The sequence below is a fragment of the Bacillus sp. FSL H8-0534 genome, from assembly GCF_038005885.1.
GTDB lineage: Bacteria > Bacillota > Bacilli > Bacillales > Bacillaceae_G > Bacillus_A > Bacillus_A pseudomycoides.
Genome location: NZ_JBBOUC010000001.1, coordinates 1,218,874 through 1,234,794 on the forward strand (window position 1 = coordinate 1,218,874; position 15,921 = coordinate 1,234,794).

The 15,921-nt window shown below is 35.1% G+C and carries 17 protein-coding genes and 2 pseudogenes; 7 read left to right on the forward strand and 12 right to left on the reverse strand.

Annotated features, from left to right (window positions below; translation table 11 throughout):
• The first annotated feature begins 224 nt into the window (after window positions 1-224).
• On the forward strand, window positions 225-1,523 hold the full coding sequence (locus MHH71_RS06330; RefSeq protein ID WP_006094501.1) for an Nramp family divalent metal transporter: 1,299 nt from the start codon (window positions 225-227) through the stop codon (window positions 1,521-1,523).
• Window positions 1,524-1,598: 75 nt separating this feature from the next.
• Here the strand turns inward: MHH71_RS06330 and MHH71_RS06335 are convergent, their stop codons facing one another.
• The 3 genes from MHH71_RS06335 to MHH71_RS06345 all read right to left on the reverse strand — a co-directional run bounded on the left by MHH71_RS06335 (window position 1,599) and on the right by MHH71_RS06345 (window position 4,340).
• Entirely contained in the window at window positions 1,599-2,498 is a 900-nt protein-coding gene (locus MHH71_RS06335; RefSeq protein ID WP_006094500.1) for a M23 family metallopeptidase, read from the reverse strand.
• A gap of 83 nt (window positions 2,499-2,581) precedes the next feature.
• Complete coding sequence (locus tag MHH71_RS06340; protein WP_167535673.1) at window positions 2,582-3,676, reverse strand: sensor histidine kinase; 1,095 nt, start codon at window positions 3,674-3,676, stop codon at window positions 2,582-2,584.
• A complete protein-coding gene (locus MHH71_RS06345) occupies window positions 3,642-4,340 on the reverse strand; it encodes a response regulator transcription factor (RefSeq protein ID WP_033798816.1) in 699 nt (232 codons plus the stop codon). Before MHH71_RS06345 ends, MHH71_RS06340 begins: the two co-directional genes overlap by 35 nt.
• A gap of 200 nt (window positions 4,341-4,540) precedes the next feature.
• On the opposite strand from MHH71_RS06345, the gene MHH71_RS06350 reads away from it, so the two are divergent.
• A complete protein-coding gene (locus MHH71_RS06350; protein ID WP_006094497.1) occupies window positions 4,541-5,071 on the forward strand; it encodes a GNAT family N-acetyltransferase in 531 nt (176 codons plus the stop codon).
• 174 nt (window positions 5,072-5,245) lie between these two features.
• Here MHH71_RS06350 and MHH71_RS06355 read toward each other — a convergent pair whose 3' ends face one another.
• From MHH71_RS06355 to MHH71_RS06380, 6 genes are all read right to left on the reverse strand, one after another.
• The gene (locus tag MHH71_RS06355) at window positions 5,246-6,874 is read right to left on the reverse strand and encodes a peptide ABC transporter substrate-binding protein (RefSeq protein WP_006094496.1); all 1,629 of its coding nucleotides are present in this window, start codon (window positions 6,872-6,874) and stop codon (window positions 5,246-5,248) included.
• A 183-nt stretch (window positions 6,875-7,057) separates the two neighbouring features.
• Window positions 7,058-8,365, reverse strand: coding sequence for a bifunctional S-methyl-5'-thioadenosine deaminase/S-adenosylhomocysteine deaminase (locus MHH71_RS06360; RefSeq protein ID WP_006094495.1), 1,308 nt, complete (start codon window positions 8,363-8,365; stop codon window positions 7,058-7,060).
• Window positions 8,366-8,476: 111 nt separating this feature from the next.
• The gene (locus MHH71_RS06365) at window positions 8,477-8,821 is read right to left on the reverse strand and encodes a YunG family protein (protein WP_018781418.1); all 345 of its coding nucleotides are present in this window, start codon (window positions 8,819-8,821) and stop codon (window positions 8,477-8,479) included.
• Window positions 8,822-8,848: 27 nt separating this feature from the next.
• A complete protein-coding gene (locus MHH71_RS06370; RefSeq protein ID WP_006094493.1) occupies window positions 8,849-9,295 on the reverse strand; it encodes a GNAT family N-acetyltransferase in 447 nt (148 codons plus the stop codon).
• Between the two features lie 78 nt (window positions 9,296-9,373).
• Entirely contained in the window at window positions 9,374-9,979 is a 606-nt protein-coding gene (locus MHH71_RS06375; RefSeq protein WP_018781419.1) for a pentapeptide repeat-containing protein, read from the reverse strand.
• A gap of 57 nt (window positions 9,980-10,036) precedes the next feature.
• Window positions 10,037-10,960, reverse strand: coding sequence for an alpha/beta hydrolase (locus tag MHH71_RS06380; protein WP_006094492.1), 924 nt, complete (start codon window positions 10,958-10,960; stop codon window positions 10,037-10,039).
• A gap of 225 nt (window positions 10,961-11,185) precedes the next feature.
• On the opposite strand from MHH71_RS06380, the pseudogene MHH71_RS06385 reads away from it, so the two are divergent.
• The 5 genes and pseudogenes from MHH71_RS06385 to tnpC form a co-directional block, all read left to right on the forward strand.
• Window positions 11,186-11,395, forward strand: a pseudogene (locus MHH71_RS06385) (dioxygenase family protein); the annotation flags it as partial.
• A gap of 479 nt (window positions 11,396-11,874) precedes the next feature.
• Window positions 11,875-12,120, forward strand: coding sequence for a hypothetical protein (locus MHH71_RS06390; RefSeq protein ID WP_006094490.1), 246 nt, complete (start codon window positions 11,875-11,877; stop codon window positions 12,118-12,120).
• Window positions 12,121-12,300: 180 nt separating this feature from the next.
• The gene (gene tnpA, locus MHH71_RS06395) at window positions 12,301-12,621 is read left to right on the forward strand and encodes an IS66 family insertion sequence element accessory protein TnpA (RefSeq protein WP_033798813.1); all 321 of its coding nucleotides are present in this window, start codon (window positions 12,301-12,303) and stop codon (window positions 12,619-12,621) included.
• Window positions 12,618-12,974: an IS66 family insertion sequence element accessory protein TnpB gene (gene tnpB / locus MHH71_RS06400; RefSeq protein WP_006094489.1), complete on the forward strand. Its 357-nt coding sequence runs from the start codon at window positions 12,618-12,620 to the stop codon at window positions 12,972-12,974. The genes tnpA (MHH71_RS06395) and tnpB overlap by 4 nt, the downstream gene beginning before the upstream one ends.
• Window positions 12,975-13,013: 39 nt before the next feature.
• Complete coding sequence (gene tnpC, locus MHH71_RS06405) at window positions 13,014-14,603, forward strand: IS66 family transposase (protein WP_006094488.1); 1,590 nt, start codon at window positions 13,014-13,016, stop codon at window positions 14,601-14,603.
• 219 nt (window positions 14,604-14,822) lie between these two features.
• Here tnpC and MHH71_RS30540 read toward each other — a convergent pair whose 3' ends face one another.
• From MHH71_RS30540 to tnpA (MHH71_RS30545), 3 genes and pseudogenes are all read right to left on the reverse strand, one after another.
• Complete coding sequence (locus MHH71_RS30540; RefSeq protein WP_139358561.1) at window positions 14,823-15,188, reverse strand: hypothetical protein; 366 nt, start codon at window positions 15,186-15,188, stop codon at window positions 14,823-14,825.
• A gap of 31 nt (window positions 15,189-15,219) precedes the next feature.
• Window positions 15,220-15,734, reverse strand: a pseudogene (locus MHH71_RS06415) (LysR family transcriptional regulator substrate-binding protein); the annotation flags it as partial.
• A complete protein-coding gene (gene tnpA / locus MHH71_RS30545) occupies window positions 15,716-15,880 on the reverse strand; it encodes an IS66 family insertion sequence element accessory protein TnpA (RefSeq protein ID WP_412676842.1) in 165 nt (54 codons plus the stop codon). The pseudogene MHH71_RS06415 and the gene tnpA (MHH71_RS30545), both read right to left, overlap by 19 nt.
• Window positions 15,881-15,921 lie beyond the last annotated feature (41 nt).

Sequence of the window (15,921 nt, forward strand, 5' to 3'; positions counted from 1 at the left end):
TCCTACAATCCCAAAAGTTATAACTGTATGTTAGCTATTTATTTATTTTTATTACATAGTTATTTCAAGTACACCTTTTATTGTACACAGTCATATAATTTGCATTAAGGAAACATTTGTGTTCAAATAAAAAAATCAACTAAAACATCTAAATGTATTGAAATAGATAGTAAGAATAAATACAATAATTGCATCATGCTAAGAAACTAAAGGGGAAAACTACTATGAATAAAAATATAACAAAAGATGAACACGTCCCTTCTCAAAGTACAACCGTTCAATCTGCTCATCTAGCTTTAAGTGGTGAAACTAAGGGACTTAAAAAATTATTACCTTTTCTAGGACCTGCATTCATCGCATCTGTTGCTTATATTGATCCAGGGAACTTCGCTACAAATATTGCAGCTGGATCACAATATGGTTATTTACTACTTTGGGTAATTCTCGCTTCCAATTTAATGGCCGTTTTAATTCAGTCTCTATCAGCGAAACTCGGGATTGCTACTGGTAAAAACCTTCCAGAAGTTGCTCGCGAACATTTCCCAAAACCCGTTTCAATTGGTTTATGGATACAGGGTGAACTCGTTATTATGGCTACTGATTTAGCCGAGTTTATCGGTGCTGCTTTAGGATTATATTTGCTATTTGGCATTCCAATGTTACCTGCTGCTTTAATCACAGCAATCGGATCATTCATTATTCTTGAATTTCAGCGCAGAGGCTTCCGCCCATTAGAAGCTGTTATTACAGGGATGGTCTTTATTGTTGTTGTTGCATTTGGTGTACAAATGTTTTATGCGAAACCAGAGCTAAGTCCCCTTCTTTCGGGACTATTTATTCCTAAATTTCAGGGTGTAGATAGTATTTTACTTGCAGCTGGGATTTTAGGTGCAACAGTAATGCCACATGCAATTTATCTACATTCTGCTTTAACGCAGCGCCGCGTAGTTGGAACAACAGATGAACAGCGCAAAAAGATTTTTCGCTTTGAATTCATTGATATCATTATTGCAATGGTGATTGCTGGAGCAATTAATGCAAGTATGCTAATCGTAGCAGCTGCCCTGTTCTTCAAAAACGGATTACATGTTAAAGATTTAGACGTTGCTTTTAATGAATTTAGCAATTTAGTTGGACCTGTATCAGCCAGCCTTTTCGGAATTGGATTGTTGGCTGCTGGTTTATCTAGTTCTTCCGTCGGTACAATGTCTGGTGATATTATTATGCAAGGATTTATCCGCATGCATATTCCTTTATATGTAAGACGCTTTATTACAATGATTCCGCCTCTTGTTATTATCGCTTTAGGTGTGAATCCAACTTACGCTCTTGTTATGAGTCAAGTTGTATTATCATTTGGAATCGCGTTTGCATTAGTACCTCTTATTATGTTTACAAGTAGCAAAAAAATTATGGGCGTGCTAGTTAATCATCGTATTACAAGCGCAATTGCCTGGTTAATCGCGGCTCTAGTTATCGCTTTAAATATTTTCTTACTGTATCAAACATTTACTGGACAATAAAGCTATTATGTTTTTGATTTTTATTTTATAAGATGCCATGATAAATCCCCTTTGCTTAAACAAAGGGGATTTATTTTAGGTTAAAGGTGAAATCACATCACCTATTGGTACCGCATTTCCATTTTTCACACGAATACCACCTTCTGGCATAGCGTGCCCATCAATATCCCGAAAATATAATGGTAAGCCTTCCGAAAGAAACATGCTCGTCTTGGATGGATCTTGCCATTGATGATGAATATGTAAATGTGGCTCACTGGAATTTCCTGAGTTTCCAACTTTCGCAACCACTGTTCCTTCGTTTATGTGTTGTCCTTCTTTCACAAGTACCGATCCTCTCTTCAAATGAGCAAGGATAAGGTATGTTCCTGTTTCATCTAAGCGTAAATATATGTGATTACCAGCCATAGAATCAAAATCATCAGTTCCTGGTTTCAAATCAGGTTCATCAGTATTAATCGATATAACTGTTCCAGAAGCCGGAGCTACTACCTCTGCCCCATATATACCGTAATCTTCTAATTTTGAGCTTTTTATTCCCGCTGGTGGAACGAGAAAATCATATGCCCAACGTTGATTTGGTGCCCAGGCGTGATAATTCGTTTCAAGTCGATTTCCTCCCCATCCTACTAATGCAGTTTGATTCAATGGAAGACGAATCGTTGCTTTTGGAGTTGCAGAATGAACATCTGCCGGATAAGCAATTTGTCCTATTCCAACAAACCATCCTGCTGGCCAAGCTCCAGCTACAGATAGAATCAAAATAAAAATAATTGTTTTATCTATACGTCTTCTAGAAAACAAAATCCAAATAATTGTAGTCATTGTGATGATAAAAATTACGATAGAAAAGAAACTAAAAGCTTGTATTCCCCACCAAGCAAAGATAGATACAATGCCCCTAGCTAAATAAATTAAGCTCCAACCTATCAACAAAATTGCAACAAAAATAGTAAGTATAATTTTCTTCCACATATTATATCCTCCGTTTCCATATCTTCATTCGCTATGATACAGAACAGACTTTACGACATATGAAAGAAATACTTACGACTTTCTTACGATTTCCTTTTATATCTTGGTAAAATGATAGTAAATGTTGTCTCTTCTTTATTACTATCCACTGTTAGATCACCTTCATGGATGTGAGCAATACTTTTAGCGATAGCAAGCCCCATTCCTTTTCCACCAGTATGAGCATTCCTTGACTTTTCTCCACGATAAAATTTTTCAAATACATACGGAATGTCTTCGTCTGAAATGCGTGGTCCATAATTCTTTATTTTTATTTGGGCATTCACGTTTTCAACTAACACTTCAATAACGATTTTCTTTCCAGACTTCCCATATAAAATACTATTACTGATTACATTTTGCATTAGCCTTATGATTAATTTTATATCTACTTCAATTTGTACAGTTTGTTTACACTCAATGTCAAAATGCATCTTTTCCTCATCTAATTGCGGTACAAAATCAATCATGATTTGTTCTATTAATGGTTTAACTTCTACTATTTCTTTATGTAACTGACGTTCCTTATAGTTTATATGACAATATTCTAGTAGATCATCTATTTGATTTTTTAACTCATCACTTTTTCGCTTTAATACCGCTACATACTGATCGCATTCCTCTATGTTGGAATGAAGCTTACTTTCCACTAAATCAACATAACCTATTAAAGATGTTACAGGTGTTCGTAAGTCATGAGAGATGTTATGAATCATTTCATTTTTCATTTCTTGTGATTGTTTTTCTTTTTCAATCGACTCCTTTAAACTTTTTACCATCCCATTAATATCGGTCGCTAACTTTCCAATCTCATCACTTTTCAAAACGGGTATACGTACTTCCAAATTACCTTTACTTATCTGTTTCACACCCTGATTGATTTGCTCCAATCTTTTCATCATATTCTTTGATAATAGTAGAAAAAAGAGCGAAGTTAAAATGAGAAAAATAACAAAGTAAATAAAAGAATATTCTTCTTCTAATCTCATAACATCCTCATGCATACTTCCAGCCAAACTTTGAAATACTATAATGCAAATAGTAGAGAATAAAATGCTACTTATAAAAACAAGAAAAAATTTCATCCTAATCCCTTGCAATAATTTAGTCTTCAATTTTATAACCGACTCCCCAAACATTTTGTATAACTGTTGGCTTCTTTGGATTTTCTTCTATCTTATTTCTTAACCTTGCAAGATGAACCATGACAGTATTATTGCTTTCATGAGCTCTTTCTCTCCAAATACTTTCATATATTTCTTCTAATGTGAATACCCGGTTTCTATTTTTAGCCATAAGATGTAATATATCGTATTCCGTTTTTGTAAGATTAATAGCTTTCTCGTACAACATCACTTTTCTAGATAATTCATCTATCTCCAAACCTCTGATTTTAATTTTGTTTTTATGCACTTCGCTTGGCATATGATTGAAATATGTATATCTTCTTAATTGTGCCTTCACCCGTGCTACGAGCTCCATCATACTAAATGGTTTCGTTATATAATCATCTGCGCCTGTGCTTAGTCCAATAACCTTATCTATATCTGTCGCTTTTGCACTTAAGAACATAACAGGAATAGTATGCCGTTCTCTTATTCTTCGGCATACCTCAATTCCATCCATGGCAGGCATCATAATGTCCAAAATAACCAGTTGTATATCATTTATATCTAAAATATTTAATGCCTCTCCCCCAGTGTAAGCTCTTAAAACACGAAACTCTTCTTGGCGTAAATGTACTTCAATTAATTGAACAATATCTGCGTCATCATCTACGATTAATATAGATTGTTGTTTCATAACCCATCCTCTTCCATAATCATTTGAAATATATTCCATAAAATTATATTAACATGTAGCAAAAGAGAATTATCATTTCTTTTTAGTCAGTTTCTAAAGTTCTCATTATAATTATTTCACGATAAATATTTTAAAAGTTTGTTTTTTTCTGATTTTAATATAGAATAATAAATAAATTTTATACAAAAAGGAGTGAAAAAATGTTTCCGATATTAGAAACAGAACGACTCATTTTGAGAGAACTTACAGAATCTGATGCACAAAGTATATTAAATTGCTTTTCTAATACAGATGTATTACGTTACTATGGTCAAAATCCATTAAAAAGTATAGATCAGGTAAAACAAATCATTAGAAATTTTGCAGAAAGTTACAATGAAAAACATGGTATGAAATGGGGAATTGAACGAAAGGGGACGAAAGGCATTATTGGAACAATCGGTTTTCACGATTGGTCTTCTGAACATAAAAGAGCAAATATAAGTTATGCACTTTTCCCTGAGCAATGGGGAAATGGCTATGCTACTGAAGCAGTTTCTCAAGTTATATCATATGGTTTCCATACACTTCATTTAACACGTATTGGAGCGATTGTTTTTCTTGAAAATGAATCATCCAATAAATTGTTAACAAAACTAGGGTTTAAAAAAGAAGAAGTTCTACAAAATTATATGTATCAAAATGGAATTCCATATGATACAAACGTTTATTCTTTACTAAAATCTGTTTAATAAAAAGAATAACACAATCCCTTTACTTTAACTAAAATATAATTTTCAAACTTAAATACAACATTTCCCTTGAAAAAGCTTTTTCTAAATTTGTTTTAAAATGATTCAAAAACCAATTAAAAAAGAGCTAATATTTCTGTATCAAGCAATTAGCTCTTTTCCACCTCAGTATTTTTATTTTTCAGCTATAAAAGCATGTTTATACGTGTATACACCGCCAAATTGATGCTTCTCAATGCCCTTTATACGCTCCTTCTGTATATATGCTGAACCAGTATGATAAAGAGGAGCAACTGCCGCATCTTCCAATACTATTCGTTCTGCCTCTTGTAAGGCTTTCCATCTTTTTTGTTGATCTAGTACAATATCATATTTTGCTTTCTTTATAAGATCATCATAATTAGAATTTGAGTAATCCATCTTATTATTAGGGCTATTTGTCGTAAATAATTCTAAATAATTTATCGGATCTTTGTAATCTGGTCCCCATACTACCATAGATATATCATATTGCCCTGTTTGTTCTAGTTGTAATTTTTGCTTAAATGGTTGCTGTTTAATCTGCACTGTTAAACCTTGTAAATGCTTTTCTAAATCTCCTTTTATATATTCAGCTATACGTTTTGCATTATCTTGCTCAAATGTCAAGAACTCCACTGTAACATTCTCCGTACCAAGCTCTTTTTTCGCGTCTTCCCAAAGTTCTTTTGCTTTTTCTAAATCGTAATCAGCAATATTCCCATTTTCCTTTCGAAAATCTTTCCCGGTTACTTCATTCTTATACCCTGTTGGAATCAAGCCATGCGCAGGAGATGCACCGTTGTTTATAAAGTGATTTATAAGCTCTTCTTTATTTACTGCTAAAGAAATTGATTGCCGAAGTTTTTTATTTGCTAGTGAAGTATTCCCTTCATTAAAGCGAAGCATAGCTATAGCAGGATCACTTGACACATGTAGCTCCTTATTGTTTTTATATTGGTCTACAAATGTAGAATTAATAGGTACTCGATCAAGACTACCAGATTCATATAAATTTACAGCTGTCATTGTATCTTTTATAATATGAAAGTTTATTTCATCTAGCTTTACTTTCCGCTTATCCCAATATGTATCATTTTTCTTCAATTGAAATTCTTGTTCATGCTTCCATTTTTCTAACACAAACGCTCCATTATATATAAGATTATCTGGTTCTAATCCATAACGATCTCCTTGTTCTTTCACAAATGATTCATGCTGTGGTAAATAAATAGGCAACGCTAATAATTGCAATAAATAAGGGACAGGCTGCTCTAACTGTACTTCTAGCGTATAATTATCTAATGCCTTTACTCCTAGTCGATCAGTAGCCAATGTACCTTTATTAATTTCTTGTGCGTTTTTTATATAAAATAGCATGTATGCATATTGAGATGCTGTTTCAGGACTCAATGTCCGTTTCCACGAAAAAGTAAAATCATGTGCTGTTACCGATTCCCCATTTGACCATTTTGCATCTTTGCGCAAATGGAATGTATATCTTTTCCCATCCTCACTTTTCTCAAATGACTTCGCCACACCAGGTACGGGCTTGTCTTGATTATCTAGCACATACAACCCTTCAAATATATTTTGCATCACATGTGATGATGTACCATCCATCACTTTCGCTGTATCAAGAGAAGGAATTTCTTCTGATACTGTTACATTTAACACTTGTTTTTGATCCCCTTTATTAACTTTATTCGCTGTACTACTACAAGCCGATAAAATCAAAGATGTGACAAGTGTAATTACTAGTAAGCGGCTCTTTTTCTGCTTCATGAATTTTTCTCCTTAAATTCAAATAATATTATAAAACGTTATACATTATAACAGAAGGACCAGTATAAAGTCGTGATATTCTATTGAATATTTATTCGTTTCACATAAAATTCACAAAAAAAACGCTTCCCTCTTGTATTTTATTAAAAAGGGAAGCGTTCGTTATCAATTCCTCTATTTCAACTACATCCCCAATCCTCGTTTATAACGACTTGCCTCAAAAATAATTTGCTCTTCATCTAATGTTTTACATTCACCATTCCACACAATATGTTTCCCATTAATTACAACATCAGATACATCTTTTCCACTTGCTGCATACACAAGGTGTGACAACACTTCTTCTGCTGGCTGTAGATGCGGCTTATTGGATGGATCAATTGTAATAAAGTCAGCACACTTTCCTACTTCAATGGAACCTGTTTGTTTCATCCCAATGACTTCTGCCGCTCCTTTTGTTGCGAGTGAAAGAGCTGTTTCAACTGGTAATGCAGTCGCATCTTTATGAATACCCTTTTGCAATAAAGTTGCAACTCGAAGCTCCTCAAACATATCTAAATTATTGTTAGATGCAACGCTATCTGTTGCAATACCAACTTTTATTCCCGCTTCTAACATTCCCTTAACATTCGCTATACCAGACCCTAATTTTAAATTGCTATTTGGATTGTGTGCTACACGAACGTCATGTTCCGCTAAGAATGCGCGCTCATCTTCATTTAACACAACGCCATGTGCAATAACTGTCGGTCTCTTAAATAAACCACAGCTCGCTGCATATTCTACAGGACGTTTGCCATATCGCGCTTCAATATCGCGTACTTCACGCTCTGTTTCTGAAAGATGGATGTGAACCATCGTATGGTTTTCCACCGCGATTCTCGCACACTCTTCTAACATTTCGGTAGAGCATGCATATGGACTATGAGGAGCAACCATCGTTGTTAACATGCCGTTTTCACTGTAATATCGTTTTACATATTTTTCAGCATCTTGAATTGCTTTCTTTTCATCCTCTTTCGTTCCAAAACTAAATAAAGTTCTTGAAACCGCTGCTCGCATTCCACTATTACGAACCGTTTCCATAATCGCATCCTGATCTACACCGATTGGATTAAACATATCAGAAAATGTTGTTGTCCCGCTTTTTACCATTTCTAATAAACCAAGTTCTGTACTAGCAACAGCAAGCTCTGGCGTAAATTGACTTTCAAGAGGCCAAATTCTTGTTTCAAGCCACGGCTGTAATAACATATCATCACCAATGCCACGTAAAAGACTCATCACAACATGTGTATGCGTATTCACAAGACCTGGAAATAGCCACTTTCCCTTCAAATCTATCACTTGATCCACTTGATTTCGATTAGAAAATTCTCCATTTTGTACTTCTATAATCTTATCATCTTCTACAATGATATATCCGTTTTCAAACAATTCATTCTGTTCATTTAGCGTTGCAATCGTAGCGCTTACATAAGCTGTTTTCAAAAGTATTTCCCCTCTCGACTCTATAAAGTATGTTTCCCTTTAAAAAGTTACCACCATTATAGTAACTCATTGGACATTAAGAGTCAAAAGATATTTCACTTCAAACAAATTCTATTGCATAAAGATATGCATTTTCTGTTTTAAAGCATAATATTGCCTATCATTTGTGTCTGCAAATGCTTCTTCTCTATTAGAAGGAATATCCATATAAGCTATCTCTTCAAAAAATTGTGTTGCGGTAAAATCATATCGCTTTCCATTTATAGCATTGTAAAAGTGCCAATCTTCGCCAACTTGCGTCTTTTTTATTTCCCCTCCAAACAAATCATGTATAACAAGTGCTGTTACACCACATTGCCCTTTTGCCGGATTTTCTATCGTCCACTTTGAACTTGTTTCAAGTGACCAAGATTTCATTAAAATCTTGTAGATTTGTGCGATTTCAAAACCATCCATTTCAGCATCTCCCATGTATACTCATTTTTATACATCATATTGCAAAAGTGGCAGAACACGATCTTTAAAAACTGTTGAAGGTGTCTCTCCAATCAATTTTGCACCCATTTTCATGTAGTAGCCTTTCGCATTTGGATCACTATCAATTGTAAAACTCTTAATTCCTAATTCAACTGCTTTTTCTACGACACTTTGCCATAGAATGTTACCATAACCCTTTCCCTTATAATTTGGATGTAAATATAAAAAATCGAGAACATCTTCTTCTTTTCGTTGAAATGAAAAAAAACCAATTTTCACTCCTTTATTTTCTAAAATATATACGTAATGATTTTTAATATACTCTTCCGTAATCGTTAAATCTTCCTTACATGCTAGTATAAATTCTTCGCTGTAATCCCAAGTTGCCTTTGATGCTAGTGCTATATGACTTAGTTCATTTGCCTCGTTTAATAATGCTTTCCTCACTACCATTTTCCCCTCTCCCTTTCCTTTAAATTACAAAAAGAACCCTTACTGATACTTTATCATAGTAAGAGTTCTCTCATCATTTTAATCTACCTTCGCTCCATAACACCTCGCCACAGCAACCGCCTGCGTTATATCCAATCTTACATTCTGTAAATCAAATGCTCTAAAGTCAATTCTATCCACTACAGCTCCTCTTAAATCTGCACCTATAAGCTTCGCTTTTCCTAATTGTGCACCTGTTAAATCAACATCACGTAAATCAGCTTTTTCTAAATTACATTCACAAAGATCCGCTTCAACTAAGCGAATACCCTTTAATTTTTGTTTACTTAAATTCGCAAATCTTAAATTTGTATATGACCAATCGCCAAATACAATCGTTATTCCATCTAAATTCGCCTCTTCAAAATCAGAACCCGTCATTTTACATTCCTCAAACTTAGAAACAAATAAATTTGCTCCAGAAAATTTACAATTTGCAAACGTACTTCCCTGGTGAATTGAAGCATTAAAAAGAGCGCCTGTGAAGTCACATTCTATGAAATTACAATTTTCCGTTACAATTTCTGATGCATCTACACCTCTAAAACGACACTTTATAAATGTACAATTTTTTAATTCCTCTTCTTTTATAGCAACATCACGAAAATCTATTTCTATATACTCGTTATTTACAAATTCACTCATGCTTTCCCTCCAAATTCCCAAAAAGAAACCTCACTACAACAAAAGTGAGGTTTCTTTTTATATAATATGTTCATCTAACCAAGAAATCAAATCTTGAAATACTTCATCCCTATTTACTTCATGGAACATTTCGTGCCTTCCATTTTCATATAGGCGAAGTGTTACATCTTTCACACCGCAATTTTTATACATATCGTATACTTCTTTTACGCCTTTCCCCATATCTCCCACTGGATCACGATCTCCGGAAAAAATATGTATAGGAAGGTCTTTCGGCGTTTTTTTATATTCTTCTGGTCTATTCACTTCCAGCATACCACTAAATAATTCACGGTAAAAACTCGTTGAACAAATAAAACCACATAACGGATCTTCTATGTATCTATCAACTTGATTTGTATCTGAAGAAAGCCAATCAAACTTTGTCCGATTCGGTTTAAAATTGGAATTAAAGTTTCCAAATGACAAAAAGTTCAACATTGGACTTTTCGTTTTTGTGCCGCGAAGCTTCATTTCAATCGTTGCCACTTTATAACCTAGTACACCTAAAAATCCAGGGTTTCCACCTGTCCCAGAAATAAGGAATCCATCATATAGGTCACCACGAAGTTGTACAGCACGTCTAGATAAGAAAGAACCCATACTGTGACCTAATAAAAAGAGCGGACAAGTATGTTCATTACGAATAAGTTCCGATACAAAGATTATGTCAGAAACAGCTTGATCCCAGCCAACATTCGGTTCGAAATGGCCATAATCCTCTTCTTGTTTTGCTGTTTTTCCATGTCCCCGGTGATCATGAGCATATACACCATAACCAGCCTTCAATAAGGCATCAATGTATTCTGTATAGACACCAGCATGTTCCGTCATACCATGTGCAATCTGTACAATTCCACGAATTTCACTTTCCGGCAGCCACTTACGCAAATAAATTTCCGATCCATCCAACACTGTAACAAAGCTTTCCTGTATGTTCATTTTGAAGGCCCCCAAATCTATATAATCTATTAACAATAGCAATCTATATATCTAAAAAATGAATCACTATTCATTCTTCTTACTATGTATTATATGCAATTGTTTGTATTATGACAAACACTGCACTTTCTAAGCAAAGACTCAAACCATTATCTTGACGAACAACAAATTAAATATTATAGTTACTTACATAAAGTAATTAATATATTTTAGGAGGTTTCACTTATGATGCCATCATTATTTTTAGCGCACGGCTCACCAATGCTTGCTATTCAAGATACAGATTATACACGTTTTCTAAAAACACTTGGAGAAACATATAAACCAAAAGCAATTGTTATTTTTACAGCACACTGGGAAACTGAAGTATTAACTATCTCATCTTCAGATAATGAATATGAAACAATTTATGATTTCGGCGGATTCCCTCCTGAAACGGATATATCTCCGTAAACTTTTATGTACATATTCTTCGAATATCATCCAAACCTTTAATTTTCAAACATATCACGCATTAAATGTTCACTGTACATAAAAGTTTTTCTGTACATAAATAGGACGCTCACGATAAAATGTGTACATGTTGATTTGAAATAAAGTCGTACCGGTTTGCGTTCGGAGTAAAATCGAAAAGGTTGGGTTCTGTACCCAGATCAACATCCAATTCATTATTTTTTTATCAATTACCCTCATTGAGCTTGATCCAGAGCCATCCAAAACAATACAATTTGTTTCATCAAAACCGAATTGACTAAGGCGAATTTTCAAACTACCAATCGACGCCCCTTGAAGAGTAACCATTAAATACGCATAGATAGTTCCATTTTCTTCCTGAAATCCTAAAACTGTTCTTCTAGAATGAAAAAATACGCTATTCTTTCTGTAGAATCATAGGAAAGGATGGCGTTTTTGGCATGAACTTATCGAATTTTGATAAATTAGAATTGTTTTCTAAAGAGTTACAACGATATATGTCACCTGATGCTTTAGAACAATTAGCTAGAGAAAGAGGATTTGTTTTATCTGTAAAACCTTATGATGAACGCGCGGAAGCTGATTTATATTTTGAAATGTATTTGAAAGAACGCGGCTTATTTATCGGCGATGAAGAACACGAAATTGATAAGGTTGTGATTCGAAAGAAAGTTGAAATGTTATAGAAAAAAGCAGGATAGCAATGTATCCTGCTTTTTTCATTTGAAAGTCTTATTCTCTAATATAACAACGTAATCGTTTGTCAGTCTACCAGCTTCTTTGTAAGCGTCAAACATTCCCCACTTACAATTTGTAAATAACCCATGAGATAATCTCCGTACATACTACATGTGGAGGTTTTTTTTATGAAAAGACACCTATTAAAGAAAGAATGGGAGACTAATATTCAAGACTATAAAAACAGCGGATTATCAAAAGTTGCCTGGTGTCAGAAACAGAACCTACGGGTTCATCGGCTATATTACTGGCTAAACAAATTATCACCTGAAACGGAAGATCAAAATAAAAATGAGCGTGTGAATTGGATTTCTATGAATGTCCCTGTCGTAGAAGAAAACATACATGCCACCATTCGAATTCACATGCAAGAAGCCACTATTGAGTTAGATGTGCCTTTTACTCCACAAGTGCTCCTACAAGTGATACAGACGGTGAAACAACAATGATATCCGAAATCGCAATTGAAAAAGTATATCTTGCACAAGGGGCAACAGATTTACGTAAATCAATTGATGGACTAGCAGCTATTGTAAAGGAAGAATTTGAGTTAGACCCTTTTTCTTCTTGTTTATTTGTTTTTTGTAATCGCTCACGCGATAAACTAAAAATTCTTGTTTGGGAACATAATGGTTTCTGGTTGCACTATCGCAGATTGGAAAAGGGAACGTTTTACTGGCCAACTGGTCATCCGGGTGTGCCACTTACCATTTCAAGACGACAATTGAGATGGCTTCTTGATGGATTTGCTTTTCAACAAAAACAAGGTCATCAAGCCGTACATGCGAGAACCATTCTATAAAAATCATATATGAAAAAGGAATTTGGATGATTTTATCGAATGGATTTATCTATGAAAACAACACTCTCACATTCAAAACAACCCACAATTGAATCACTTCAAGCTCAAGTAGAGGAACTCACGGAAAAAGTGAGATGGTATGAAGAACAATTTCGTCTTAGTCAACAAAAACGGTTTGGTACGTCTAGCGAAAAAACACCTAATAATCAACTCGCTTTAGAACTGTTTAATGAGGCTGAGAAAGAAAGTGACTCTGAAACCCCTGAATCAGCTGTTGAAACAATCACCTATCGTCGTAAGAAGAAACACGGTCATAGGGATGAGTCTGTCCAAAACCTTCCGGTTGAAACGATTGAATATCGTTTACTTGATATGGAACAGGTTTGTTTGTGCTGTGGTGGTGCTTTGCATGAGATGAGTGTAGAAGTCCGTAAGGAACTGACGATTATCCCTGCGGAAGTAAAGGTGACGGAACATAAGAGGTATGTATACGCTTGTCGTAAGTGTGAATTAGATGAGGTATCTACACCGATTGTGACGGCTAAGATGCCAGCCCCTGCCTTTCCTAAAAGTATCGCTTCCCCATCGATTATGGCGTATATCATGACACAAAAATATGTAGAAGGATTGCCTCTTTATCGTCAGAAAAAGCATTTTAAACGAATGGAAATCTTCTTATCACGACAAACGATGGGAAATTGGTTATTATATGGGGCGGATCGATGGTTAGTGGCTTTGTATGAAAGGATGCATGAACATTTACTTACTCGAACCATTCTTCATGCGGACGAAACAACCTTCCAAGTCTTACGCGTACCTGGTCGAGCCGCAACAACCAAGTCCTATCTGTGGTTATATCGTACAGGACGAGAGGATATCCCTATTGTCCTCTATGACTATCAACCTACAAGAGCAGGCGAACATCCGAAACGTTTTTTAACTGGTTTTGAAGGATATTTACAGGTAGATGGATATAGTGGTTATCATCAAGTACCGGATGTCACCCTTATCGGATGTTGGGCGCATGCGAGACGAAAGTTTGATGAAGCCTTAAAGGCTTTACCTGATTCACAGAAGGGGAAAAAAGTGAAGGCGAGCGAAGGTTTACACTTCTGTAATCAACTCTATTCGATTGAAAGGAAGCTCAGACATGTCAACCCTACCGAGCGATATGAGCAGAGACTGAAAAAAAGCAGGCCCATTCTGAACCTTTTTTCAGCATGGCTTCATGAACAGAAAGATCGTGTTTTACCAAAAAGTGCGCTAGGCAAAGCCATCACTTATTGTTTGAATCAACGGAATCATCTTGAAGCTTTTTTATTAGACGGTCGTTTAGAAATCGATAACAACAGAAGTGAACGTTCTATTAAACCGTTTGTAATCGGGAGAAAAAATTGGATGTTCTCAAATACACCGCGAGGTGCCAGAGGAAGTGCCATCATGTATAGTGTGGTGGAAACTGCAAAAGAGAATGGTTTAAGTCCTTATCATTATCTTCGTTATTTATTTGAAACACTTCCCAACATCGATTTAAACAATAAAGAGGAACTGGATAAAATCTTGCCGTGGTCAGCGGATTTACCATCTAGCTGTAGAGTGCCGAAAAAAAGTGAAGTAAACAAAAAATAACTCCAAAATCAACTTTTATTGTATATTTTGGAGTTACTTTACGTTTACTTTTAAACTTCCATTTCTCGTACAATTTGGACAGAAAATTATAAAGAAAAAGCTCTCCCTGCATATAAGGGATAAGCCTATTTTACAAAGAAAACAGCTCTTGCACCTCTTCAATAAATAATTGGACTGCAAAAATCATTTTTTTTTACAAAATCTTATAGAAATGAGCCTTTAAAACTGCCCATTCTTTTCCCAAGATTCGACGATGTAATGTGCCAGTTGTTGGTCGTAGCCTTTTCCAATTAAGAACATGATTGCAGCTAATTCAGTCATAGCGTGGGGAATGGGATTGTGTTGAGTTTCTTGAATTCCATACTGTACCCAAGGTCTAACAATTTGTAGAACTGGATCTTTTAAATAAAGATAGTGAGTACCCACAGCATGTTGAACTTGCTGTTGAGTGGGTTCTTGAGGGATATATTGCTGCTGGCGTAAATTAGGATGCTGAGCTTGTTGAGTGTGTTGTGTATCATTCGGATATTGTGGGTATTGCTGATTATAACGAGGATCATTCGGCATTTGAGAATTAGTATACATGAATTTCCTCCTTTTATTTGCTATATATACATTATATTAATGTACATAAAAAGTTATGTTGAGAAATAGATAATTCCCCTCCAGGATGCTCCCTTTCCATGGGGAAATGCCATGATTCCTTTAATGAAGGGACAGCTAGACCTATTTCTCTCCAAACGTGTGGTTCTAGCTCTCGAGTTCGAACATTCGGGGGTAGATTAGATAAGGATAACTCAGCTAAGATGGCCAACCCTAGCCCTTCTTGTATCATATTTAGTGATGTCGTTACAGTAGAAACTGCATATTCAATGCGGAGCGGTACTCCGTCTTGTTTAAACATATCGATAATCGGAGGTTCATATCCCCCTTTAAAAATAATGATTGGTTCATTATTCAAATCCTGTATTGTAATAGCTGATTTCTTATATAGGGTGTGATCATCTCGTATTACCACAACCATTTCCCCCTTGTCAATGGGCTAATTTCCATTTCTTCATTTGGAAGGATAACTATCCCGATATCGATGACGCGAGACAATAACCAATCTTCTACTTCCTTAGGTGTTCCTTTTGAGGTGATAATTTTTTCAACCAATAGTAAAGCCCATGAGCCAGTAGGTTCTGTTTTTGACACCAAGCAACTTTTGATAATCCACTGTTTTTATAGTCTTGAATATAGGCTTCCCATTCCTTTTTTAATAGGTGTTTTTCCATAAAAAAAACTTCCACATGTAGTATGTAAGGAGATTATCTCA